The sequence below is a fragment of the Streptomyces sp. NBC_00554 genome, from assembly GCF_041431135.1.
Lineage (GTDB): Bacteria > Actinomycetota > Actinomycetes > Streptomycetales > Streptomycetaceae > Streptomyces.
In genome coordinates, this window is record NZ_CP107799.1 from 7,798,399 (window position 1) to 7,822,667 (window position 24,269).

Sequence of the window (24,269 nt, forward strand, 5' to 3'; positions counted from 1 at the left end):
GGACTGAGGCGGCAATTCATTACTCAGAGGCCGGGACACACGCAGATAGGCGATGATGTCGCGGTGAGTCTGGACTTCAGCAACTACGAACTCCTCTGGCCCACGGCGCTGTTCGTATCCGAGGGCGAGCGAATCCTCCGGTCCACGGGTTCCTGGCAGGACCGGGCCAAGTGGCTCCTGACAGAGGCCCTGGCCGGCACAACCGGAGCCGCCGACTTCGAGGACCTGCCCAACCACACCGCCCCGGCAGCCGATCCCTGGGCAACCACCGCCACCGGCTGGGGCATCAAGCGGGCGGTGATGGACCAGCATGAATGGTTCACGGACCTTATCAACCGGGCGTCCGAGCTTGGCCACGCGGTCGCGCCACGGCCGTACTGGCCGCAGCGGCATGGCAAAGGACCAGCCCACGACGGCAGTACCACGAGGGGCACCCGACGTGACTTCGCGCGACTCATCGGCGAGTTCGCCGACAGTGGCTACCTGGTTGAGGTGTTCGGCGAGGAATGCGTCGACGATGACAGCGAGCTGCCCGACGCTTCCGAGGTGATCGACAGGCGCCTGGGCATCCCCGATCTGTGGCCTCTGGCACCGGAGACGTGGGACGAAGACACCTACTACGGACTGATCGAGGTGTTCCACGACCTGGTGAGCCGCCCCCGCATGCGGCGCCATCACCCTTACGGCGGCTGCGGATGGCATCACTCGGAATTCCACAATGGCCCGGCACGCGTCCTGTACCGGTGGAAGGTCAACCAGATGCTGCACGAGGGCGGCATCGAGTACGAACTGGCCGCCGAAGGCGAGGACCTCGGACGCCTGGTCGCCGTCACTGATGACGCACGCAGCCAGCTGGTGCACCGCGCCCTCACCGACAGTCCGCCCGACATCAACGCCGGCGTTCGCCACGCCATCGCGCTCTTCCGCGGCCGTGACACATCACCCGAGAGTAAGAGATCGGCGATCTTCAACCTCGCCCGCATTCTCGAAGAACGACGCGACCTGATCAAAGAACGCCTCCATACGAAGGACGAAGGCGCCCTGTTCCAGATCGCCAACAGCTTCGACCTGCGACACCGCAACGCCAGGCAACAAGGCGAGTACGACGAAGTGTTCCTCGACTGGATCTTCTGGTGGTATCTCGCCACCGTGGAGCTGACCGACCGGCTGATCGCGGCCCGCGCTCTCAGCGCCGGGCCCTGACCCGCAGCCTGAATGCCCGTGGCCCCGGAACGCCAGTCCAGGGCTCACGGATGTGTGTCCTGAGTGGGTGAGCCGCCTCTCAGACAGTCTGCGAGGCATGACTGATGCGGTCCCACGTGTAGAGGAAGAGGAGGGTGACGTACTCGAGGAACATCGCCGGGTTGGCGCAGCACACTGCGGCCAGCGAAAGTTCCCCCTTGGTGGTGGTCGGGTAGCGCCCCTGATCACCCCCGGGTCGCGGCGGTGCAGATCACGGATGAACTCCACGACCAGGTGCCGTTCCCGCGGCGAACAAGTCGTCGTCCCATCTGTGCCTGAGATCCGCCTGCCGGTGGAGGCCCGATGGGCGCGGCTCGCTCATCAAGATCTGGGTAGGCGGCGAGTCGGTAGCCGTGCCGACCGAGGCCGGCGCGGCTTCGAGGGGGTGCTCGGCGGCGTCGCTCAGGGCGGTGGGATGTTGATGAGGATCTTTGGAAATGCCTTGAAAGATCCCTAAAAATCACAGTGAAACGCGTAGGGCCTGCCGGGCAGGCCCCGGGCTATCCGGACAGAACTTCCTCAGCAACCAATGTCAGCACATCAGGTGCAACCACGGCGAGGGCATCGGCAGCTGTCTGCCAGTCGGCTTGTCGCAAGATCTTGGCAATCAGCGGACACGCCCAGGCTGTGCCAGCTTGGCTAGCCACGGCCACCACCGCTTGTGCCTGCTCCTTCGGGTAGGTGATGGCGTGAGCCAAGGATTTGGCATGGTCGACGTCGCCCGCTCGAGCCAATGCCCCAGCCACCGTTACGAATGCTCTCGCCTGGCCTATCGCGTACTCGTTGGTCCGGGCTATGGCTTCGGCCTCGTAGGCGAGGCCCTTGGCGCGGTCCACGTCGCCGGCCCAGGCCATGGCCTTCGCCACACTTGCCAACGCCTTCGCCCGGTCGTCCAAGTCGGTGAGGGTCCGGGCTTCGGCCGCGCCCTCCTGGGCGAGTCTCTTCGCGCGGTCCACGTCGCCGGCCTGAGCCATGGCTTCCGCCGCTGCTGCCAATAGCCATGCCCAATCCCGCCGAAGCGCGGGATGGACGGTCTGGATTCTGGAGGCGGCTTCGTCAGCAAGTCGCTTGGCGCAGTCGGCTCTGCCCGCCCGAGCTGTTGCCCCCGCTGCCTTCGCCAACGCCTTCACCTGCAGACTCGGCTCTAGGCGTGCAACCGCGATCTTGGCGCGGTCCGCATCACCTACTAAGGTCAGCGCAACGGATACCTCCAACAGCGCCCTAGAATCGACGGTCCAGGCTATGCCCTCGGCCTCGTGAGCAAGGGCCTTGGCGCGGTCGAGGTCACCTGTTTGCGCCATCGCCTGCGCCGCTTTCGCCAATGCCTGCGATAGGTCATACGGCCCGGTTTCGGCGCGGGCCACTGCCTCGGCTCGATTCACGTCACGTGCCCGGCTCAGCGCCAGTGACAATTGCACCGACGTACGATCCCGCCGGTATGGGTGGGGCATGGTCCGGGCCATGGCTTCGACCTCGTGAGCAAGGGCCGCGGCGTAGTCCACATCACCCGCGCGAGCCAGTACCCCAGCCACCATCGCCAACTGCTTCAGCTGACCAGGCGGGTAGTCGATGGTACGGGCCGCAGCCTCGGCCTCGCGCGCTACAGCCACGGCGCGGTCCACGTCACCCGCCCGAGCCAGCGCCTCCGCCACCTTCGCCAACGGCTCCGCCCGAAAAGCCGGGTTGATCTCGGCTATGGCCTTGGCGCGTTCCGCGTCGCCCCCTTGAGCGATTGCCTCGGCTGCATCCGCCACCGTACTCAACGCCTGCGACTGCTTCTCTGGGTGGGCGATCGTCCGGGCTAGGGCCTCGGCCTCGTGAGCGAGGTCCACGGCGCGGTCTACGTAGCCCGCCCGAGCCAGCGCCTCCGCCACCTTCGCCGTCGCCCGTACCCGGAAAAACTGGTCGTGCCGTGCCATGTCCGTGACAGTAAGGGCCCGGGCCACGTCTATGGCGCGTTCCACGTCGCCCGCCCGAGCCAGCGCCTCGGCCACCCCCACCAATACCCACGGCCGCTGACCGTTGGTGAGGGTCCGGGCTACGTCTATGGCGCATTCCACGTCGCCCGTCCGAACCATCGCATCCGCCGCTTCCCTCATCCCCACTTGCCGTGGGTCGGTCCGGGCTTCGGCCACGGCCTCCTGGGCGAGGCCCTGGGCGCTGTCCAGGTCGCCCATCTGAGCCAGAGCCTCCGCGACGTGCGCCAACGCCCTAACCCGCTCATAAGACGCGTGGCAGGTCCGGGCTATGGCTGCTGCCTCCTGGGCGAGTCCCTTGGCACTGTCCACGTCGCCCATCTGAGCCAGAGCCTCCGCCACCCGTGCCAACTCCCGTGCCCGATCTCCCGGCTCGGGGTAGGCCCGGGCTACGGCCGCAACTTTCTGGGCGAGTTTCTTGGCGCTGTCCACGTCGCCCGCTCGAGCCAGCGTGTCCGCCGCCTCAATGGTCTGAGCCACAGCCGCTGCCTCGTAGGCGACTTCTCGGGCATGGAGGACGACCTCGCTAGCTGTGGTCCGAGCCCGCTTGCTGGAGTCGCCCTCGGCCAGCACCCCGCTCAAGGCGCGCAACGCCTCGAATCGGTCACCTGAGTTGAGGAAGGAGCGGGCCAGGGCATCGGCGCGCAGGGGGTGCCCCAGGAGGGCCCATGCGGCGGGGAGGCTTGTGGGGATGGCGTTGTTGCGCTTGGCGAGGTTGTCGCGGTGCACGGCCAAGAGGGTCATAGCCCGTAGATCTGAGTCGTCGCGGGTGAGGATCGCGTCCTGAGCGGCGGTGATTTCGGTGAGCGCAGCGGCATCCCCTCCGCTCAAGTTGCGCATCAGGTCATGGCGGGTCTTGTCCAGGGCGCAGGTGATCATCCTGGGCAGGTCGCCGGTGGCCTGCAGCATGCGAAAGTAGCCCTGCAGGAGGTACTCGGGCGTCTCTGTGGGCCAGTTCGCTTGGCGGTACTGGTCCGCCCAGGTGTGCAGGCGCTTCCCGTACGCCTCCAGAGGGGGGCCGCTCAGGAAGTCTACGGCGGTCTGCTGGAGTTCTTCGTGGCCGAGCACGTAGAGCTCGCGCGCCGCCGTCGGCCCGGACCGGCCGGAGGCGGGTCGGCGGGTGAACGCCCGTCCAGCTACGGCGTGGAGAGAATCCTGGATCTCCCACATCTGGCGCCCCGTCAGCTCTGCCAGGTCCCGGCCGCTCAGACCGCCCCCGGCCGCGGTGACCAGGCCTAGCAAGTCCCGGTCTTCAGGCGAGGCCAGTAGCCGCTTCAACTCCTGCTCGGCATCTCGACGAATGTCCTGGGCGTGCGAGGACGCCTCCAAGACCCGTACGACGGCCGGATTGCGCAATGGATGGCCGCTGGGCACATCGGAGGGGAGCGGTGGGTCGTGACGCCCTGCCACCACGATGCGCATCCCAGCCGCAGGACGGGCGGGGAGAAGCGCGGCGATACTGTGCGCGGCGGCTCCCTGGTCTTCGTCAAGGCCGTCGACGACCAGCACGAGACGCTGTTCCTGCTCCTTGCAGGCCGCTGCCGCGGTGTCGAGCATCTCCCACAGGGTCGAGTCACTGTTGTGATCATTCATATCAGGCGGCATGGGCCGGCCCAAGTGGGTCGCCAGTTGCTCGATGACCACCTTCAAGAATGCTTCGCGATTGTTCTGTGCGGCGAAACGCGCTGTGATGAAGAAAGAAACAATGCGCGTCCCCGGTGGGGGATTCAGGACGAACCATGACATCAAGGCGGACTTGCCCGCCCACGCTCTGGCGCGCCACCACAAGTAGTCGTCGGCCTCGGCCCGGGTGCAGAAGTCCGCGAGTGCGGCCAGTTCGTCTTCCCGGCCTACCAGGACCTCGGGAGCGGTCGCCCGCACCTGGCGAAGGTACGCGGAACGCGCAGGCGGGGAGCCTACGAAGATATTGGCCTGGAAGTTGTGGTTTCCGACCTGCAGTCCATTGACCACATGCCCCGACTCGCCTGACTGCACCTGTGTGGTCCTGTCAGTTGAACGTGTTGGTCTGCGTGTTGTGGTCACCCACCTGCATGCCCTTGACCTCAAGATGCTGACCCGCCATGCCCAGGTCCCGAAGCAACGACCCTGCCGCGCCCAGGATTTCCTCGTCCCGGTCAACGCCGGACGCAGACAACAGCTCCTGCAGCTGGACTTGCCACACCTCGGGCTCGACCTCGCTCACTTCTAGGACCTGCGCACTCTCTTCGCCGTGTGTAGCAAGGCGCCGCCCCACTGCCTCGCGCAAACTGGCGTAGCTGTCCTGGATCGCACAGCTCACGGTGTCCGTAAGTCCCGCTGACGCGCCCGCAGCCAGCGCGGCCGCCACCAACTCCACCCCAGTCATATGCACTCCGTTGCCAAGCTGAATCAATTCAGCTTTACCCAGCCACTTGAACAGTGGCACAACAGGCGCCCAGTCTGGCACCACTGACGCCTGCGATACCAGGCATCGCCAGTAACCAGCGCCGGCGGACACCGCCCTGTACGCCTCGACTCGTCCCTCAGGGCTGTCCCGTAAATGATCTTTGAGGCGTTCGGGGTGCGGCGGGTGTGTCAATTTAACGGCTGATCTTGGTTGTTGAGTGGTCAGTTGTTGCTCGGGGTCAGGCGGCCCTCGAACGCGATCTGGAACGCGTTGAGAGGTGCTTTCCAGCGCATGGTCCACCGCTTGCGGCCCTTCCCGGTCGGGTCCAGGCTCATCAGAGCCATGTAGATGCGCTTGAGGGCGGCGGCCTCGTTGGGGAAGTGTCCGCGGGCGCGGACGGACCTGCGGATGCGGGCGTTGACGCTCTCGATCGCGTTCGTGCTGCAGATGACCTTGCGGATCTCGACGTCGAAGGAGAGGAAGGGCACGAACTCGGCCCAGGCGTCCGACCACAGCTTCACGATCGCTGGATACTTCCGGCCCCAGGACTCCTGGAACTCCAGGAAGCGCTCGGTGGCCGCGTCCTCGTTGGGTGCGGTGTAGACGGGCTTGAGGGCCTTGGCGACCTTGTCCCAGTCCTGACGGGCGGCATAACGGAACGAGTTCCGCAGCAGGTGAACCACACACGTCTGGACGATCGTGCGAGGCCAGACGGTCTCCACGGCCTCGGGAAGGCCCTTGAGCCCGTCGCAGACCAGCATCAGCACGTCGTCCAAGCCGCGGTTCTTCAACTCGGTGAACACGTGCAGCCAGTACTTGGCGCCCTCGCCGCCGTCGCCGGCCCAGATGCCGAGGATGTCGCGGGTGCCGTCCACCGTCACCGCCATCACCACGTAGATGGGACGGTTCGCGACCTTCCCGTCCCTGATCTTGACGTTGATGGCGTCCACCAACAGGACCGGGTAGACGCGGTCGAGAGGCCGGTTCTGCCATTCGGCCATGCCCTCCATCAAATGGTCGGTGATGGTGGAGACGGTCTGCTTGGACACCTCGGCGCCGTACACCTCGGCGAGATGAGCCGATATCTCCCCGTGAGTGAGGCCTTTCGCGGACAAGGAGAGCACCATCTCGTCGATGCCGGTCAGGCGCCGCTGTCGCTTCTTGACGATCTGCGGCTCGAAGCTGCCAGCAGTGTCGCGGGGCACCTTCACTTCCACCGGCCCGACGTCGGTCAGCACGGTCTTGGCCCGACTTCCGTTGCGGGAGTTGCCGCTGCCCCGACCGACAGCATCGTGGGGTTCGTAGCCGAGGTGATCGGTGATCTCGCCTTCCAGAGCAGATTCCAGGACCCGCTTGGTCAGCTGCTGCAGCAGCCCGCCTTGACCGGTCAGCTGCAAGCCCTCCGACCGGGCCCGCTCCACCAGCATCGCGACCAGTTGCTCATCGGACACGGGCGCACGCTGCCCGGACGGGGCACTCTCGACAGGTTCCACAGTCTCCAACTCCACGGCGGTGTCAGTCACTTGACGTCTCTCCCATGATCGTCGGATCCGCCGTTAGATTTACACTCCCCCTCTTCGCGCGAGGGAGGTGAACCGCACACCATCAATGTGTCTGTCAGTTCCGACCCTCTGCTGAACCTCCGGGCCGGGGGCAAGCTTCCACCCGCGAGCGTCCCGGTTAACGAATGCGTGCGGCACAGGGCGAGTTACTCAGTTCCCCTGATCACGGCACTTCTGTGTGCGGCTGTTGAGGTCGGGTGGATAGCCCTTGGCGCGCAGGAAAGTGTCGAGGGCGAGGGCGACGATGTCGCCGTGTGCGATGTTGGAGTCGGCGTTGTAGCGACGGACGCGTCGTTGGAGCTGGAGGATTTCAGGGACGGCGTAGTTGAGTTGTCCGCGGCTGGTGTGGCGACCGTTGATGATCTCTGCTGTGTCCGGGTGAGGGGCGAAAGGGTCGTCGGGCGGGTGGGATTGCGCGTCGAGGACATCAGCCAGGTCGCGTAGGAGGCGGGCGTGATGCGAGAGGTCGGGCATGAGGTGCTCCGGTCGGGGCCACTATTCGGATAGCGGGCGGCCTATCGGCCTAGTGGGCTATCGGACTAGTTGAGGGACGGGTGGCCGCGAACAGCAGGTGTGTTCGCGGCCACCCGGTTGTCGTGGGGTGTGTCAGAACCCGCGGGTGGTGAGCCACTCGTCCAGGGCGACGGAGACGATGGCGCCGATGGGCAGGTGGTCGAGTTCGTTGTCCAGGGCGAAGCGCTTGATCCGCTTCTTCAGCTTCAACGCCGCGGGAACCGACGAGTCGAGCCCCTCGCGCGCGATGATCCGCTGGTTGAGAACCTCGGCCACGTCAGGAATGTCCCTAGGCCGGCCCGACCCCTGAGTCCACGGCACTGTCTCGCTGGGCGCCGCTTCCAAAGAGCCAACCGGACCCCAGGGAGCCTCCGGCGCATCGATCCGAACCGGGAAAGCCCCAGCAGTCCCCGCCGGGAGGATCGGCTGACGCACCGCCACTTCGCCCCCCTCAGACAGGACAACACCGGGCGGGGGCTCAGCGGGCGTAGGGCTCGGCATGGCCCCGGACACCGGATGGGAAGCCACGGAAGGGGACGTTCGCCCTTCTGGCGAAGACCCTGCGCCGACCTGAGCCGGCTGTCTGGAGGACACAGAACCGTGATCCACATCCTCACGTTGCGAGGACGTCACGGAGACCTCGGACTTGGCAGGAGAAGGATCCGTCCCCGCCGCCTGCTCGTCGCGCGATCCGACAGCAAGTGCCGAGCCTGCCCCTTGCTTGACGACGCCAGAGCCCGGGGCCGACGTGGCTGCCTGCTCGGCCTGGAGCTGTTCGCGGGTGAGTTCAGCCGAAGGGGCAGGTGCCCGGTCCGCCTGCTTGGCCACCTCACCGAGGACGCGGCCACTGCGTCGGGCCGGCGGCCTCTGCCGCTCGTTCTTCTCACTCATGCGTCGAGCTCCTTCATGAGGCTGGTGTACTCGCTCAGTTCGGTCGGGATCTCGCCGAAAGCCTCCATGTAGTGCACCCACGAATGGATGACGGTCTCCGCGAGCGGGAACGGCTCATCACGGTCCGGCCCTATTCCTTCACCCACGGCCGGGTCCAGCAGCTTCTCCTTCGCCGCGCGGGGAAGGCTGGTGCGGTCATCAGCCTTCACCAGCACCACGTGAGCGGTGACACCGTGCTCGTTGCGGGCAGCGGCACGCTCGGCCTCGTCGAAGGTGGCGATGAGCTTGCGACGCTCGATCTTGGTGGGAGCAACCGGCACGATCAGCCGGTTCGTCTCGGTAACCGCCTCGTGAAACACCTTCGCGCTGCCACCGCCGGCGTCGACCACGATCGCGCCGAATTCGGACCGCTTCGCGCGGAGATACTCGGCGATATCGTCGAACGGGTACCGCTCGACGACCAAGTTGTCCGGGATCTCGAAGCCATCAGCCTTGGCGACCTTGAACCAGTCGTAGGCGGACTGACTCGACGCATCCGCGTCCAGAAGCAGCGTCGGCAGCCCGACGACCACGGCGTAGTAGAGAGCGATGAACCAGGCAGACGTCGTCTTTCCGGTACCGCCCTTCAGCATGGCCACAACGATCACGAAGGCGTCAAAGACGCCAACCGTGGCTGCCGCCAGATCCTTGTACCGGGTGTTCTCATTCATGTGGGTCTGATCTCCTGAAGTGGGAAGCCTGGTGTCTTGACGGATGTCGACAACGACGGCGACACCCGATGGGGCCGCGCACGGACGACCGGGGGAGCCCGCGCCGTGCAAGCGGGGCCGGGATCGTGAGAGCGCGAGCCCTGGCTTCGACTGGTGCCGTGGGGACCAGCAGCAAGGAATGGGGTGCTCATGACCGTTTCCTCGCCTTGCTGGCGGGGCCGTGACGGTGCTTGGGCCGCATGCGGGTCCCGACCTGGCGCAGAAGCCGGTAGACCGTGGCAACGGAGTAACTGCACTCCTTCGCGAGCTCCGGGACCGTAGCGCCGCCCTCGTACCTCACCCGCAAAGACAGCGCCAGCTTCCGCCGCTTGGAGATCGCGGCGACGGAACGCACCCGCCGCGTCTGCTGAGCCGACCGCGGGCTGCCACCCGCCTCGATCAACAAACGCCGAGCCGCGCGCCTCGTCCCCGCCCCCGCCTTCGCCAGCTCGATGAGAGTGGCGCCATGCTGCTCGTAGAGGGTGCGCAGACGGACAGCGAGATGCTGACGGGCCGGTCCGCTCTCGCGCAGCTTGCGGGTCTGCCAGGACGTACGCATCACCGTCCCCGCTTCACGCAGGCGGTTGATGACCGTGCCGTGTGACAGGCCGCTGATGACGACGAGTTCGGCGACGCCCGCTCCGGATTCGTACCGGGCACGCAGAGCCTGCGGCGTGACCGGCACCTCGTCGTCCGGCGCAGATGCTTCGGTGTTCATGCAGTGGACTCCCATTCCCTGAGGGCTTCGGTACGCGCGGCGGCCAGCTCGTCGTAGGAGCGCTGGTCGCAGGAAGTGATGAGGATCAGGCGCCCGTCACTGGCGACCCGCCAGGCCGGATCGACTCGCCCCGACACCGGATGGCGGACAATCCCGCCAGGCCCCCGCCACGGCACTGGGACCTCGTCCGGACGCAGGGCCGGGACCACCACCTGACGCCCGTCACGGACCACAACCAGGGCCTTGCAGCGGTGCTCCGACAGCTGCTCCAGTGCCTTCCGGTAGGCGGCTCGCTCGGCGGCGTGGAAGGCCCGACGGCTCTTGGCGGTGCCCGCGGTCCCGTATTGGTCGGCGATCAGATCCCAGCCGTGAGCGGGTATGTCCCGGCGGTCGGCAACAGCCTCCCGATGACTGTTACCGAAGCCCTCCAGCGCTCGGGGTGCCAGAGACCAGACCTCGCCCATGCGGTGGACCAGGCCGTGGATCGCGAGTCGGTGGAGCGTGCGGTAGGCGGTTGCGCGGGAGACGGAGGAGGTGATGACGAGTTCGCTGACGGCTTGATGGGGCCGGGCGTGCAAGGCTCCGATGATCATGAGGGCGGAACTGCCCAGGCCGTGGGGAGCGAAGGCATCGTGGGCCATGAGGCGGCTGATGACGGTGGAGTCGACGTCGGCCGTGATGGCCGTCTCGGGAGTGGACCACTCCTCAAGTGCCAGGTCGGGGGGGAACTGAGTGGTCTGATGCCGAGAAGAGGGGCCCTTTGCCGCACCCCTCGGACCATTCCCGAGGTACCACGTGGAGCCCTCTGTGCCGTGCCCGACGCGAAGCCGGCGCAGCCATCCATCCGGCCTCAGAACGGTCTCGTAGGCGTTCCGGAGGGTCTGTCGGGAGACTCCGGCCTCCTCAGCGGTCTGGCGCTCGCTCGCAGCGTGCAGACGGCCGCCGGCGCTCTCGGCAAAGTTGAGATGCGCGCGCAGCACCCGCAAGGCGGTGCGTCCTCGTTTCCCACGCCATGGGGTGACCTCGATCCGGTCGCGGAGGGCTGCGAGGACTTCGTGGGAGTGCTGGCGGGATTCAACCCGCGCCGTGGAGCTGACAGTTGTGCGGGCGCTGTCCCAGATCCGGTGAAGGTATGCCAGGGCGCGTGCCTGCCCAGAGCGCAGAGCGACGGTCCGCGTGTGGCGGCCGCCCTCGTGATCCGGGTGCAGGAGCAGACCAGCCAGCTGGTGCACCGTGCCCCCGCTGCGTGCGAGGTGGCAGGCGATGGCGGCGGTGATGCGGTGGCCGTGCTCGGCCAGGCCCTGCCGGTCCTCGCGCGGGACGACCCGTCCCTGACGGTCGAGCCTGCTGTAGTTCCCCACGGCGTAGCGGCCGGTGAGATCGCCGAGGAGGACGAGATCAGCGGCGATCCGCGGCAGTCCGGCGAGCCCCAGCGGTGAAGTCCGAGCAGCTGTGACTGCGTCTGGCTGCGAAGTTGATAGACCTGAAGCCTTCTGAGAGGAGTGCAGAGGGAGCGTGTCGTATGGCATTCTGGGGCCGTCCCGCAAAGACGTGGACGCCACCTAGGCCCGCGAAAACCGCAGGTGGTGTCCGGAACCGACCTCCAATCGGTGCCAGCTAAGCCTCCAGGATTCCCGTCCTGGGGGCTTTCGTCTGTCTGGCTCCAGCGGAGGCAGGCGTCCCCATCGCAACTCGACCGAGGTCGAGGCGGAGAGCCGCCGAGGTCGCTCCGTCTGATCGAGCCGGCCGACTCGGACTACCCGGAGACACTTTTCAGAGGGATCTCCTCTGACTGCCTCCGAGCGGCCCGGGTCGAACCGGGGTCGAATCAGAGCGTTTTCCTCTGACTGTCTCCGCTCGCCTCTGCAACCCGTCCTAGCAGGTCACAGCCGTTTCGGCCTCCATAAGACAAGGTCAGAAGGATGCGGCAGAATTACCACTGATAATGGGGCGGCCGCGGGTTCGAGTCCCGTCACCGGTACAACGCGCCGGTGTAGCTCAGGGGTTAGAGCACCTACGTCGGTTCCGCCGGCTTTGAACTCTGGACACCACAACTTCATGCACCTCCCGGTGCGCAGGCTGCGGCTACTTCTCTCTCAAAGAATCCAGGCCGCCGCCGATTTGATCTCGGGAGGCGCAGCTCATGGTGTGTGCCCGGTGCGCAGGCAGCGGATACTTCGGGAACTGGTGGGGAAGATTCCTCATGCGGGTTCGAATCCCGTCATCGACCTCGGGTCGGTGTGGCGGAATGGAAGACGCGCCAGTTTATAAGCAACCGTCGCCGATTCCGACCTCGGGCACGCTCCATTTGCTGCGCCTCCCTCCGTTACACCAATGAATTCGGGGGGAATTCACCATGGCACGATTCAACATCAAGTCCGCGAAGGCTCAGCCCACTTCGCGTGTGACGTCGACGGGGCGAGTGCTCCGTACCTATCAGGGCGGCCGTGGTCAGGAGCGTGACCCGCGCTCCGAGCTCTTTCTGCTCGCCGTGGCCAACTTCGTTTCGCAGCAGACCTTTTACGAGACCGGCGCGGACCGCGACGATCGGTTCGCCGTGCTGGTGCGCGAGCTCGCCGTCGCCGACCCGTCGTGGACGGCAGCACTGCTCGGCTGGCTGCGCGGTGAGGGCAACCTGCGTACGGCCTCGATCGTGGGCGCCGCCGAGTACGTGAAGGCACGCCTCGACGCGGGTGCCACTGACGGTGACGGTCCGACGAACCGCCAGGTCATCGCCTCCGTGCTGCGACGCCCCGACGAGCCCGGCGAGCTGCTCGCCTACTGGACCTCCCAGTACGGCCGCAACGTGCCCAAGCCCGTCAAGCGGGGCATCGCCGACGCCGTACGACGTCTCTACAACGGCAAGTCGCTGCTGAAGTACGACACCGCGTCCAAGGGATACCGCTTCGGCGACATCCTCAACCTGGTGCACGCGGCGCCGGACCCCGGCAAGCCGTGGCAGGGCGAGCTGTTCCAGTACGCGCTGGACCGGCGGCACAACCCGGACACGGCTGTCGTGCCCAAGTCGCTGCCCGTACTCGTGGCCCACCGTGACCTGATGTCGCTGCGGCCCGCCAAGCGGCGCAAGGTCGTGACCGGAGCGCACGGTGCGCAGCGCCTGGCCGATGCGGGCATGACCTGGGAGGCGCTGGCCGGCTGGCTGCAGGGCCCGATGGACAAGGCGGCCTGGGAGGCCGTCATCCCGTCCATGGGCGCGATGGCGCTCGTCCGGAACCTGCGGAACTTCGACGAGGCGGGTGTCAGTGACGAGGTGGCGGCTCAGGTCGCCGCGAAGATCAGTGACCCGGCGGAGGTGGCGCGTTCGCGGCAGTTCCCGTTCCGCTACCTCGCCGCGTACCAGCACGCGCCCTCGCTGCGCTGGTCGTACCCGCTGGAGCAGGCGCTCGGCCACTCGCTGGCCAATGTGCCCGCGCTGCCGGGGCGGACGCTCGTCCTCGTCGACCGGTCGGGCTCGATGTTCTTCTCGCGGCTGTCGGACCGGTCCGAGCTCAACCGGGCCGACGCGGCGGCGATCTTCGGTACGGCGCTTGCGCTGCGGGCGGCGGACGCGGATCTCGTCGAGTTCGGTACGAGCAGCAAGCGGGTGAAGTTCCGCCGGGGTGAGTCCGTGCTGAAGGTGCTCGAGCGCTTCGGCGACCTCGGCGGCACCAACACCACCGAGGCGGTCCGGCAGCACTTCAAGAAGCACGACCGGGTGCTGATCGTCACCGACGAGCAGGCTGCGGCGAGCTACTACGGCGACCCGACCGAGCAGGTTCCGGCGCAGGTGCCGGTCTATACGTGGAACCTGGCCGGGTACCGGGCGGGGCACGGTCCGTCGGGGCGGGGGAATCGGCACACGTTCGGTGGGCTTTCGGATGCGGCTTTTCGGATGGTGCCGCTGTTGGAGGGGGCTCGGGATGCGGATTGGCCTTGGGGGGCCTGACTGGGCTCGGCTTCGGCTGAGTCGTGGCCTCGGCTGAGTACCGGGTTCGGTTTGGTTTGGGTGCGGCCCGTGCTTCGGTGCGGGTCGCACTCTTGTGCGGGAGCTACCTGACATCTAACATTTCAGTGCATGGAAGCGATACCTCGGACCCTGCTCAGGGACCGCGCGTACGAGGCGATACGGGACGCCATCGTGGCCGGCGACATCGCGCCAGGCGCGGTCGTGAAGGACGCCGAACTGGCCGAGCGCCTCGGGCTTTCGCGGGCGCCCGTACGGGATGCCTTCTCCCGGCTCGTCGACGAAGGCCTGCTGGAGTCCAAGCCGCAGAGCTACACGCGGGTGACCCCTGTCGTGGCCGCCGATGTCCGCGACGCCGCGGCCGTCGTCGGCGCCATGCACGAGCTGGTCACCCGGGCGGCGCTGCCCCGGCTTCTCGCCGAGCACATCGGTGCCATGCGGGAGTCCAACGCGCGCTTCGCCGCGGCCGTGCGCGACGGTGACGTGTCCGCCGCGCTGCGTGCCGACGACGAGCTGCACGACGTACTCGTCCGGGTGAGCGGGAATGGTGCCGCCGCCGCCACCGTCGCCCGCTACACCCCGCTCATCCGGCGCCTTGAGCGGCGCCGGTTCGGCGAGGGCGGCAACTGCCGTTCGGCCGGGCTGCACGACGAGTTGATCGACGCCTGTGCCGTCGGCGACGTGGACGAGGCCGTCCGCGTCACGGCGGAGATCTGGCGTGGCCTCGAAGACCTGGCCGATCTCGATACCTGATCCGTGGAGGACCCATGTCACTTGACTCGTATGCCCGTTACCCCCTGCTCTTCGGTCCCTCGCCCGTGCACCCGTTGGAGCGGCTCACCAAGCACCTTGGTGGCGCCTCGCTCTGGGCCAAGCGGGAGGACTGCAACTCCGGGGTTGCTTACGGGGGGAACAAGACCCGCAAGCTGGAGTACCTCGTCGCCGACGCGCTTGCCCAGGGCTGCGACACGCTTGTTTCCATTGGTGGGGTGCAGTCCAACCACACCCGTCAGGTCGCGGCCTGCGCGGCGCGGGCCGGGCTGAAGTGTGTTCTGGTTCAGGAGAGTTGGGTGGAGTGGCCCGACTCCGTCTACGACAAGGTCGGGAACATCCTGATCAGCCGGCTCGCCGGTGCCGACGTACGGCTCGTGCGGGCCGGGTTCGGGATCGGGTTCAAGGAGAGCTGGGAGCGGGCGCTGGCTGAGGTGGTGGAGGCGGGCGGTAAGCCGTATGCCATTCCGGCGGGGGCTTCCGATCATCCGCTGGGCGGGCTGGGGTTTGCCGGCTGGGCCTACGAAGTCGCCGAGCAGGAGCGGGAGTTGGGGGTTTTCTTCGACACCGTTGTGGTGTGTTCGGTGACCGGGTCCACCCAGGCCGGGATGGTCGCCGGGTTCGCCGCACTGGAGGAGGTGGGTGGGCGGTCGCGGCGTGTTGTCGGGATCGACGCGTCGGCTGCGCCTGCGCGTACCCGTGAGCAGGTTGCCCGGATTGCCCACGGGACGGGGCAACTCATCGGTGTGCAGAAGGAGTTGACCGAGGCGGACGTCGAGCTGGACGAGCGGTATCACGCGGGGACTTATGGGATACCCGATGAGGCCACGCTGGACGCGATGCGGCTTGCCGCGCGGACGGAGGGGATGGTTACCGACCCCGTGTACGAGGGGAAGTCGATGGCCGGGATGGTGGATCTGGTGGCGCGGGGGGAGATCGCGGGGGACTCGACCGTGCTGTACGCGCATCTGGGCGGGCAGCCTGCGTTGAACGCCTACAGTGCGTTGTTCTGAGATGGGGGCTCGGGGCCGGCGACTCGTCTGAGTAAAGTACGGAGAGGGTCCCCGGTTGGCGAGGAGTGTCTGGATGGCGCAGGTCAAGCCGATGCGGGCGGATGCGCGGCGGAACTATGAGCGGCTGCTCAAAGAGGCGGCGGTCGCCTTCGCCGAGCACGGGGAGGGTGCGTCGCTCGACGACATCGCGAAGAAGGCCGGGGTCGGGTCCGGGACGCTGTACCGGCACTTTCCTACGCGGCGGGCGCTGTTGGAGGCCGTGTACGTCGACACCATCGAGGCGATTGCCGCTCGCGCGGACGCGATCGCGGCGGTGTTGCCGCCTGGCGAGGCGCTGGTGGAGTGGCTGAACGAGCTGAGCCTGTCCATGATCCAGGTCCGCGGGCTGAAGGCGCTGCTGGGGAGTGCTGTCGCGGAGTCGAGCCCCGCCGTGCGCACTGCGTGCGGGACCTCGCTGAACAGGGCGGTCGCTCGGCTGGTCGAGGCGGCTCAGCTTGAGGGGACGCTGCGGGGGGATGTGCTGCCTGTCGAGGTTTTGCGGCTGGCTCTTGGGGTGGCCAGTGCGTCGGAGCTGACTGACGGCGAGGGGAAGCAGATCCGGCGGTATCTGGCGCTGCTCACGGAGGGGCTTCGGCCTTAACGCCGGGTGCGCCCTGAGTGCCTGCTGTCCGGTGGGTGGGTCGGGGGCGTGCCGGTACGTCCCCGCCCGTCGCCGCCGGATCAGACCTTGGGCGAGTGGAGACGGGTTCGGTGACGCGAACGTACGCGACGGGCATGGGACGTACCGGCACGCCCCCTTCCGTCGTTTTGCGGGTGCGGGAGGGGGCGGTGCGGTGCGTGGTGGTGCGTGGTTTGCGTGTGCCGTTCGGTGTGGTCAGAGGGCCTGGGCTGCTGGCTTCACCATGCCGCGGACTGTGCGGGACTTGACGAAGTCGCCCAGGGCCGTCATTTCCCATTCGCCGGAGAACTGCTTGATCAGCTTGGCCATGATGACGCCTGTCTGGGCTTCGGCGCTGGTGAGGTCGAAGCGGACCAGTTCCTCGCCTGTGGCGGCGTCCAGGAGGCGGCAGTAGGCCTTGGCGACCTCGGTGAACTTCTGGCCGGAGAAGGAGTTGACCGTGAAGACCAGGCCCGTGACCTCCTGGGGGAGACGGCCCAGGTCTACGACGATCACCTCGTCGTCGCCGCCGCCCTCGCCCGTGAGGTTGTCGCCGGAGTGCTTGATCGCGCCGTTGACGATGGAGAGCTTGCCGAAGTAGCAGCTGTCGATGTGGTTGCGCTGCGGGCCGTACGCGATGACCGAGGCGTCCAGGTCGATGTCCTTGCCGCGGAACGCGGGCTCCCAGCCGAGGCCCATCTTGACCTGGGAGAGCAGCGGGCGGCCGCCCTTGACCAGGGAGACGGTCTGGTTCTTCTGGAGGCTCACCCGGCCCTTGTCCAGGTTGATCTTGCCGGAGGGGGGAGGGGTGGGGGCCGCGGTCGTGGTGGGGGGAGCCGACGGGGGCGGCGGGGTCGTCACCTGGGGCTGCGGGGCGGGGGTCGGCTGGGGTGCTGCCGGGGTCGGTTCCTCCACCGAGACGCCGAAGTCTGTGGCGATGCCTGCCAGGCCGTTTGCGTAGCCCTGGCCTACGGCTCGGGCCTTCCAGGCGCCGTTGCGGAGGTAGACCTCCACGATCACCAGGGCCGTTTCCGAGCCCAGCTGGGGCGGGGTGAACGACGCCAGTACGGAGTTGTCGTCCGCGTTGCGGATCGTGGCCGTGGGTTCGATGCCCTGGAAGGTCTGGCCCGCGGCGTCCGGGCTTGCCGTGACGACGATCTTCTCGATGCCCGGGGGGACCGCGGACGTGTCGACCGTGATCGCGTCGGGGGCCGTGCCGCCGCCCGAGCGGTAGGTCACTCCCGGGCCCGTGGGCTGGTTGTAGAAGATGAAGTCGTCGTCGGAGCGCACCTTGCCGTCGGCGGTGAGCAGCAGGCTCGAAACGTCGAGCCGCACCGGGGCGGCGACGTCCACCGTCACGCGGGCGACGGGGAGAGGGATGTTCGAGCCGGGGGTCATAGCTGTCATGACTGGGGTAACGAGCGGGGGCGCTTTACCGTTCCCTTACCAAGCGAGGAGTTGCTCCGGGTGGGGGGTGGGGGCCCGCCCGAAGCAACTCTGGCTGCCTTATGGCACTACTACGATCTTCCTTCCCACTCCCGATGCGAACTGCTCCAGCGCCTGTGGGTAGCTGGTCAGCGGCATGCGGTCGCTGATGAAGATGTCGGGGTCCAGGACACCGGTCGCGAACAGTTCCGCCGCTCGTTCGAAGCTGTGGAGCACCGCCATGGAGCCGGTGATCGTGATTTCTTGGTTGTAGATGCGGTACGGGTCGATCGTCACGCGGGTTGCGTAGTCGGCCACTCCGAACTGGAGGAAGGTGCCGGCCTTTGCTACGCGGTCCAGGCCGTCCTGGATCGCGGCCGCGTTGCCGGTCGCGTCGATGACCAGGTCCCAGCCCTGCGGGCGGTCCAGTTCGTCGGCGGTCGTGGCCGAGGAGGAGACCCCCAGCAGTTGGGCCGTCGACAGGCGCTGCTGGTTGAGGTCCACCATGTCCACGCTCGCCGCGCCCGTGCGCTTCGCCAGCTCCAGCATCATCAGGCCCATCGTTCCGGAGCCGTAGATCAGGACATGGGCGCCGAGGCGGGACTGCAGGACGTCGTAGCCGCGTACCGCGCAGGACAGGGGTTCGACCAGGGCCGCGTCCTGGGTGCGGACGTGCTCGGGGAGCTTTACGCAGTTGGCCACGGGGGCTACGGCGAACTGGGCGGCTCCGCCGGCTGTGGTGACGCCGATCGCTGCCCAGCGTTCGCAGAGGTTGTTGTGGCCCGAACGGCAGTAGCGGCACTCGTAGCAGTAGAGGGAGGGGTCCACCGCTACGCGGTCGCCGGTCGAGAGTTCCGTTACCTGGGTGCCGACGGCGACCACCTCGCCCGCGAACTCGTGACCCGGCACGATCGGCAGCTTGGGAGCGAACTCGCCCTGGAGGATGTGCAGGTCGGTGCCGCAGAGGCCGCAGGCGGCGACCTCGACGACGACCTCTCGGGGGCCCGGCGTCGGGTCCGGGACCTCGGCCACCACGGCGCGGCCGACGGACTCGATGACTGCGGCCTTCATTTCACGGCTCCCAACGACAGGCCCTGGACCAGCTTGTCCTGGGCGGCGAACCCCGCGGCGAGCACCGGCAGGGAGATGACGAGCGAGGCTGCGCACACCTTCGCCAGGAACAGGCCCTGGCTGGTGATGAAGCCGGTCAGGAAGACGGGGGCGGTTTCCGCGACCACGCCGGTGAGGACCCTGGCGAAGAGGAGTTCGTTCCAGCTGAAGATGAAGCAGATCAGGGCCGTCGCGGCGATTCCGGGTGCGGAGATCGGGGCCACGATGCGAGCGAGGATCGTGGGCAGCTTCGCGCCGTCTATCTGCGCCGCTTCGATGACAGCCACTGGGACTTCGGCCAGGAAGGACTGCATCATCCACACCGCGATCGGCAGGTTCATGGAGGTGTAGAGGATGACCAGGAGCCAGATGTTGTCCAGCATTCCGGTGTTCTTCGCGAAGAGGTAGATCGGGAGGAGGCCCGCCACGACCGGGAGCATCTTCGTCGAGAGGAAGAAGAACAGGACGTTCGTCCACTTCTTCACCGGGCGGATGGAGAGCGCGTACGCCGCCGGGAAGGCGAGGAGCAGGACGAGGAGGGTGGAGGCCAGTGACGCCGTGACCGAGTTGAGGAGCGCGGGCCAGGGGCTCGCGCCGCCGCCGGTGCCGAAGAACTCGCGGTAGCCGTCGAGGGTGAGGGCCGCGCCGAAGGACGGGGGGTTGGTCGCCGCGTCCGACTCGGAGTGGAAGGAGGTCAGGGCCATCCAGGCGATGGGGAGGAAGAAGATGATTCCCAGGAGCCAGGCGGCCAGGCCCAGGCCTGCTCCCCGCCTGCGGCGAGTGGGGTGCGTGGGGGGAGCGGGGGTCGTACGTGCGGGTGTTGCTGTCGCAGTCATCAGCGGGACACCTCCTCGCGGAACAGGGACGAGACCACGCGGAGCGCGAAGGTCGCGATGATGATCGAGCCGATGACGACCAGGACGCCGGCGGCGGAGGCGAGGCCGTTCTCGTGGGCCTGGTAGAAGCTCTGGTAGACGGTGTAGGGGAGGTTCGCCGTGCCCAGGCCGCCCGAGGTGATGGTGAAGACCGCGTCGAAGTTCTGGACGATGTAGATCGAGCCCAGGAGGGCGCCCAGTTCGAGGTAGCGGCGCAGGTGGGGGAGGGTGAGGTAGCGGAAGACCTGCCAGTCGCTGGCGCCGTCCACCTTCGCGGCCTCGATCTGCTGGTGATCGCGGCTCTGCAGGCCCGCGAGCAGGATCAGCATCATGAACGGGGTCCACTGCCAGACGAGGGACGCCTCGACCGCCAGGAGCGGGGTGTTGGAGATCCAGTCCGGTTCCGGGCCGCCCACATAGTGCAGCAAGCCGTTGAAGAGGCCGTACTCCGGGTTGTAGAGCACATGCTTCCAGAGCAGGGCCGCCGCCACCGGGACCACCAGGAACGGTGCGATCAGGAGGGTTCGGACGATGCCCCGGCCGCGGAACTTGCGGTCCAGGAGCAGGGCCAGGAGCAGGCCGAGGACCAGGCTGGCCAGGACCACCGTCACGGTCAGGAGGACCGTCGTCCAGACCGAGTGGCGCAGGTCGGCGTCGGTCAGGACGTCCGTGTAGTTGCTGAAGCCCGTGAAGTGGCGGGCGTCCGGGTAGAGGGCGTTCCAGTCGAAGAAGGAGATCACCAGCGTGGCCACGAACGGGAGCTGGGTCACGGCGATCATGAAGATGAGGGCGGGGAGGAGTGGGGCGCGGGTGGCCCAGGCGCGTATCCGGTCCGAGGGCGGCTTGCGGGTGGCGCTTACCGAAGCGGTGGCAAGGGGGGCTGTTGTCGTGGCGGTCATCGTCCCTCGTACTCCTTCGAGATCTCTTCGGCGAGACTCTGGGACTTCTTCAGGGCCGACTCGACGGACTGGCGTCCGGCGATGGCCGCGCTGATCTCCTGCGAGACCTTGGTGCCGAGATCGGTGAACTCGGGGATGCCGACGAACTGGATGCCGGGCGCGGGGCGCGGCTGCACGCCGGGGTCGGTGGGCTTGGCGCCCTCGATGGCCTCCTTCGTCATCTCCTGGAAGGCGCCGGCCTCCTTGAGGTAGTCGGCGTTCGTGTACGTCGAGGCACGCTTGCCGGCCGGGACGTTGGACCAGCCGATCTCGTCGCCGACCAGCTGCTCGTACTCCTTGCTCGACGCCCAGGAGACGAACTTCCAGGCCTTGTCCGGGTTCCGGGACGCGTCCTGGATGCCCCAGGCCCAGGTGTAGAGCCAGCCGGAGGAGTCGGTCTTCTCCACCGGAGCGGGTACGTAGCCGATCTTGCCCTTGACCGGGGAGTCGGCCGCCTCCAGTGAACCGGCGGCGGAGGTGGCGTCGTACCACATGGCCGTCTTGCTCTGGGTCATGTTGTTGAGGCACTCGGCGAAGCCGGACTGGGGAGCGCCCGATTCACCGTGCTCGCGGACGAGGTCCACGTAGAACTTCGTGGCCGCCTCCCACTCGGGGGAGTCGAGCTGGGCGTTCCAGTCCTTGTCGAACCAGGTGCCGCCGAAGGTGTTCACGATGGTGGTGAGCGGGGCCATGACCTCGCCCCAGCCGGGCAGGCCGCGCAGACAGATGCCCTTCATGCCCGACTCGGCGCCGTCGGCCTGCGCGGCGAGGTCGGCGACCTGCTCCCAGGTGGGATGCGCCGGCATCGTGAGGCCCTTCTCCGCGAACACGTCCTTGCGGTACATCAGGAAGGACGACTCGCCGTAGAACGGCTGCCCGTAGAGCTTGCCGTCCTCGGCCGTGAGGGACTCCCGCATCGGGGTGAGGATGTCCTGCTCGTCGAAGGCGCTGTCCTTCTGCACGTACGAGTCCATCTCGTGCAGCCAGCCGTTCTTGGCGTAGATCGGTATCTCGTAGTTGCTGAGCGTGGCGACGTCGTACTGGCCCGCCTGGTTGGCGAAGTCCTGGCTGATCTTGTCGCGGACGTCGTTCTCCGGCAGCACGGTGAAGTTCACCTTGATGCCGGTCTCCTTGGTGAAGTGGGCGGCGGTGAGCTTCTGCAACTCGACCATCTGCGGGTTGTTGACCATCAGTACGTTGATGGAGTTCCCGCCGGAGCCCGCCCCGCCCGCTCCGGTCCAGCAGCCGGAGAGCAGCGGGGTGAGCAGCGTCCCTGCGGCTGCCGCGGCGAGCAGTGCGCGCGGCCTCCGTCGGCTCGGGGTTCGCATGGATCACTCCTGGACGTAGACGTATACGTATGGGGATATAAGGGGCGTGGATGGGTGGGGATGTGCCTGGGTGGGTTGGGTTTTCAGACTTGGCGGGGAGGGGTCGGTTTGTTTCTCAGACTCGGATGACCTGGGGGCCCTGCAGGGAGTACCGGTGTGCCTCGGCCGTTGGAAGCAGCGTGCTCGTGACGATCGCCTCCAGGGAGCTGATGTCGGCGAACCGGCAGAAGCTGACCGCGCCGAACTTGGTGTGCACGCCTGCGAAGACCGTGCGCCGGGAGGCCCGGATCGCCTGGGCCTTGACCTCGCTGACCGCCGGGTCGGGGGTGGTGAGGCCGTGTTCGCGGGAGATGCCGTTGGCGCCGATGAACGCCAGATCGATGACGAAGCCGGCGAGCATCTTCGTCGTCCAGTGGTCCACGGTCGCGAGTGTGCCGGGGCGGACCCGGCCGCCGAGCAGCAGGACGCTCGTGTTGTCGGCCTCGGCGAGCGCGCCCGCGGTGGCCAGGGAGGCGGTGACCACCGTGAGGTGCCGGTCCCTGGGCAGTGCCTCGGCGATGAGCTGCGGGGTGAACCCCTCGTCGACGAAGACCGTCTCGGCGTCCCCGAGCAGTTCGGCCGCGGCGGCCGCGATCCGGCGCTTCTCGGGCACGTGGCTGGTGGTGCGGAAGGCGAGCGTCGTCTCGAAGCCGGCGCTCTCCACGGGATAGGCGCCGCCGTGGGTGCGGCGTACCAGACCGTGGTCCTCCAGGGTGCGTAGATCGCGCCGTACGGTCTCCTTCGCGACGCCCAGTTCGGTGGCGAGCGCGGTGACGTCGACCGAGCCGGTGCGACGGGCGGCCAGGACGATCTCGCGCTGACGTTCCTCCGCCGTCATGGGCGTCATGGCCGTCACCTGCTCCCTCGCTCCGGAGTACGCCGCTCCGCGTACTGCCCGTTCGGGCCGGGTGGGCCCTTGTAGGGAAGTTGTACAGCGGCTATCAGCCACTGACCAGGCCTGTTGCATGCCCGATGGTGCCCGGCTGTGCCCGTTTCGCGCCACGGGTGCCCGCGGCGGACCTGGGGCGGAGCGGACGGGGAGGTGGGATCGGGCAGGGTCGGTGCCCGAACACGGGGGCGGGCGGGCCCGTTCGGTGCCCGCCCGCCCCCGTGCGCAGTGGCCTGCCGCCGCCGCGGCCTCAGTACGGCCAGATCGGCGGGTGCGTGGTGAAGTGGCCGCCCAGGTGGGCGTGGTCCGGGTTGTCCGGGTCGAGCTCGCCCTGTTCGGCGACGATCTTCTCGGCGTACGGCTCGGAGTCGTCCCGCGGCTCGTAGCCCAGCGCGCGGGCGGTCGAGAGGTCCCACCACAGGCGGGTGTTGGCGGAGGAGCCGTAGACGACCGTGTGCTGTACGTCCTCGGCGGTGAGGGCGGCGTGGAAGAGGCGGGCGCCGTCCTCGGGGCTCATCCAGACGGAGAGCATGCGCACGCTCGTGGGTTCCGCGAAACAGGAGCCGATGCGGACCGAGACCGTCTCCTGGCCGTGCTTGTCCCAGTAGAACTGGGCCAGGTCCTCGCCGAAGGACTTCGACAGGCCGTAGAAGGTGTCCGGGCGGTGCGGTGTGTCGATAGGGATGAGCGGGTCGTCGCCTTGTGGACGCGGGGCGTAGCCCACCGCGTGGTTGGAGGAGGCGAAGACGATGCGAGGTACGCCCTCCTCGCGTGCCGCCTCGTACAGGTTGTACGTTCCCTCGATGTTCGCCTTGAGGATCTTGTCGAACGAGGCTTCCAGAGAGATGCCCGCGAGGTGGATGATCGCGTCGACGCCCCGGACCGCCTCGCGCAAGGCCGCTTTGTCGGAGAGGTCCGCGGTGATCGCGTCCGGCTCGCCCTCGATGGGGAGCAGGTCGAGGAGACGCAGTTCGTAGCCGTACTTCGGCAGCAGCCCCCGCATCAGGGTGCCGACGCCGCCGGCGGCGCCGGTGAGCAGAACGGTGCGGGGAGCGGGCATCCTCGGGTCTCCTTGAATCGGCAGCGTTGATCGTCGGCCTGGATCGACAGCCTCAGAACATGCGCATGTGTGTACTGAATTCACATCCATGGACACGCTAAGGATTGCCGACGGGCTGCGTCAAGTCTCGCGCGGAGGCGGGAAATCCGCCTCCGTGTTGCG

The 24,269-nt window shown here is 67.6% G+C and carries 21 protein-coding genes; 6 read left to right on the forward strand and 15 right to left on the reverse strand.

Translation table 11 applies throughout. From position 1 onward, the window contains the following. The first annotated feature begins 63 nt into the window (after nucleotides 1-63). Complete coding sequence (locus OG266_RS34375; protein WP_371550470.1) at nucleotides 64-1,203, forward strand: hypothetical protein; 1,140 nt, start codon at nucleotides 64-66, stop codon at nucleotides 1,201-1,203. 539 nt (nucleotides 1,204-1,742) lie between these two features. Here the strand turns inward: OG266_RS34375 and OG266_RS34380 are convergent. The 8 genes from OG266_RS34380 to OG266_RS34415 all read right to left on the reverse strand — a co-directional run bounded on the left by OG266_RS34380 (nucleotide 1,743) and on the right by OG266_RS34415 (nucleotide 10,678). Then, complete coding sequence (locus OG266_RS34380) at nucleotides 1,743-5,213, reverse strand: tetratricopeptide repeat protein (RefSeq protein ID WP_371550471.1); 3,471 nt, start codon at nucleotides 5,211-5,213, stop codon at nucleotides 1,743-1,745. Nucleotides 5,214-5,226: 13 nt separating this feature from the next. Further along, nucleotides 5,227-5,643 (reverse strand): hypothetical protein, encoded by a 417-nt coding sequence (locus tag OG266_RS34385; protein WP_371550473.1) that lies wholly within the window; start codon nucleotides 5,641-5,643, stop codon nucleotides 5,227-5,229. Nucleotides 5,644-5,825: 182 nt separating this feature from the next. Next, nucleotides 5,826-7,031 carry an IS256 family transposase gene (locus OG266_RS34390; protein WP_371553058.1) on the reverse strand — a complete coding sequence of 402 codons (1,206 nt, stop codon included), beginning with the start codon at nucleotides 7,029-7,031 and terminating at the stop codon, nucleotides 5,826-5,828. Between the two features lie 285 nt (nucleotides 7,032-7,316). Then, nucleotides 7,317-7,640, reverse strand: coding sequence for a hypothetical protein (locus tag OG266_RS34395; RefSeq protein WP_371550475.1), 324 nt, complete (start codon nucleotides 7,638-7,640; stop codon nucleotides 7,317-7,319). 132 nt (nucleotides 7,641-7,772) lie between these two features. Continuing rightward, nucleotides 7,773-7,955, reverse strand: coding sequence for a hypothetical protein (locus OG266_RS34400; RefSeq protein ID WP_371550477.1), 183 nt, complete (start codon nucleotides 7,953-7,955; stop codon nucleotides 7,773-7,775). A 611-nt stretch (nucleotides 7,956-8,566) separates the two neighbouring features. Further along, a complete protein-coding gene (locus tag OG266_RS34405; protein WP_371550479.1) occupies nucleotides 8,567-9,280 on the reverse strand; it encodes a ParA family protein in 714 nt (237 codons plus the stop codon). A gap of 187 nt (nucleotides 9,281-9,467) precedes the next feature. Beyond that, nucleotides 9,468-10,037, reverse strand: coding sequence for a helix-turn-helix domain containing protein (locus tag OG266_RS34410; protein WP_371550481.1), 570 nt, complete (start codon nucleotides 10,035-10,037; stop codon nucleotides 9,468-9,470). Next, nucleotides 10,034-10,678: a hypothetical protein gene (locus tag OG266_RS34415; protein WP_371550483.1), complete on the reverse strand. Its 645-nt coding sequence runs from the start codon at nucleotides 10,676-10,678 to the stop codon at nucleotides 10,034-10,036. The genes OG266_RS34410 and OG266_RS34415 overlap by 4 nt, the downstream gene beginning before the upstream one ends. Before the next feature lie 537 nt (nucleotides 10,679-11,215). Here OG266_RS34415 and OG266_RS34420 point away from each other — a divergent pair. The 5 genes from OG266_RS34420 (at nucleotide 11,216) to OG266_RS34440 (ending at nucleotide 16,425) form a co-directional block, all read left to right on the forward strand. Beyond that, entirely contained in the window at nucleotides 11,216-11,476 is a 261-nt protein-coding gene (locus OG266_RS34420) for a hypothetical protein (RefSeq protein ID WP_371550485.1), read from the forward strand. Between the two features lie 917 nt (nucleotides 11,477-12,393). After that, nucleotides 12,394-13,983, forward strand: a complete 1,590-nt coding sequence (locus OG266_RS34425; RefSeq protein ID WP_371550487.1) for a TROVE domain-containing protein — start codon at nucleotides 12,394-12,396, stop codon at nucleotides 13,981-13,983. 129 nt (nucleotides 13,984-14,112) lie between these two features. Next, on the forward strand, nucleotides 14,113-14,754 hold the full coding sequence (locus tag OG266_RS34430) for a GntR family transcriptional regulator (RefSeq protein ID WP_371550488.1): 642 nt from the start codon (nucleotides 14,113-14,115) through the stop codon (nucleotides 14,752-14,754). Between the two features lie 14 nt (nucleotides 14,755-14,768). Continuing rightward, nucleotides 14,769-15,785, forward strand: coding sequence for a 1-aminocyclopropane-1-carboxylate deaminase (locus OG266_RS34435; RefSeq protein ID WP_371550490.1), 1,017 nt, complete (start codon nucleotides 14,769-14,771; stop codon nucleotides 15,783-15,785). Nucleotides 15,786-15,858: 73 nt separating this feature from the next. Then, nucleotides 15,859-16,425 carry a TetR/AcrR family transcriptional regulator gene (locus OG266_RS34440; protein ID WP_371550492.1) on the forward strand — a complete coding sequence of 189 codons (567 nt, stop codon included), beginning with the start codon at nucleotides 15,859-15,861 and terminating at the stop codon, nucleotides 16,423-16,425. A 234-nt stretch (nucleotides 16,426-16,659) separates the two neighbouring features. Here the strand turns inward: OG266_RS34440 and OG266_RS34445 are convergent, their stop codons facing one another. The 7 genes from OG266_RS34445 to OG266_RS34475 all read right to left on the reverse strand — a co-directional run bounded on the left by OG266_RS34445 (nucleotide 16,660) and on the right by OG266_RS34475 (nucleotide 24,107). Then, a complete protein-coding gene (locus OG266_RS34445; RefSeq protein ID WP_371553060.1) occupies nucleotides 16,660-17,841 on the reverse strand; it encodes a TerD family protein in 1,182 nt (393 codons plus the stop codon). 108 nt (nucleotides 17,842-17,949) lie between these two features. Further along, nucleotides 17,950-18,939: a zinc-dependent alcohol dehydrogenase family protein gene (locus OG266_RS34450; protein ID WP_329548350.1), complete on the reverse strand. Its 990-nt coding sequence runs from the start codon at nucleotides 18,937-18,939 to the stop codon at nucleotides 17,950-17,952. After that, the gene (locus tag OG266_RS34455) at nucleotides 18,936-19,814 is read right to left on the reverse strand and encodes a carbohydrate ABC transporter permease (protein ID WP_266466004.1); all 879 of its coding nucleotides are present in this window, start codon (nucleotides 19,812-19,814) and stop codon (nucleotides 18,936-18,938) included. Before OG266_RS34455 ends, OG266_RS34450 begins: the two co-directional genes overlap by 4 nt. Next, nucleotides 19,814-20,752 (reverse strand): carbohydrate ABC transporter permease, encoded by a 939-nt coding sequence (locus OG266_RS34460; protein ID WP_266466007.1) that lies wholly within the window; start codon nucleotides 20,750-20,752, stop codon nucleotides 19,814-19,816. The genes OG266_RS34455 and OG266_RS34460 overlap by 1 nt, the downstream gene beginning before the upstream one ends. Further along, a complete protein-coding gene (locus tag OG266_RS34465) occupies nucleotides 20,749-22,119 on the reverse strand; it encodes a sugar ABC transporter substrate-binding protein (protein WP_266466010.1) in 1,371 nt (456 codons plus the stop codon). The genes OG266_RS34460 and OG266_RS34465 overlap by 4 nt, the downstream gene beginning before the upstream one ends. A gap of 115 nt (nucleotides 22,120-22,234) precedes the next feature. After that, entirely contained in the window at nucleotides 22,235-23,005 is a 771-nt protein-coding gene (locus OG266_RS34470) for a DeoR/GlpR family DNA-binding transcription regulator (protein WP_266466012.1), read from the reverse strand. A gap of 292 nt (nucleotides 23,006-23,297) precedes the next feature. After that, a complete protein-coding gene (locus tag OG266_RS34475) occupies nucleotides 23,298-24,107 on the reverse strand; it encodes an NAD-dependent epimerase/dehydratase family protein (protein WP_371550496.1) in 810 nt (269 codons plus the stop codon). Nucleotides 24,108-24,269 lie beyond the last annotated feature (162 nt).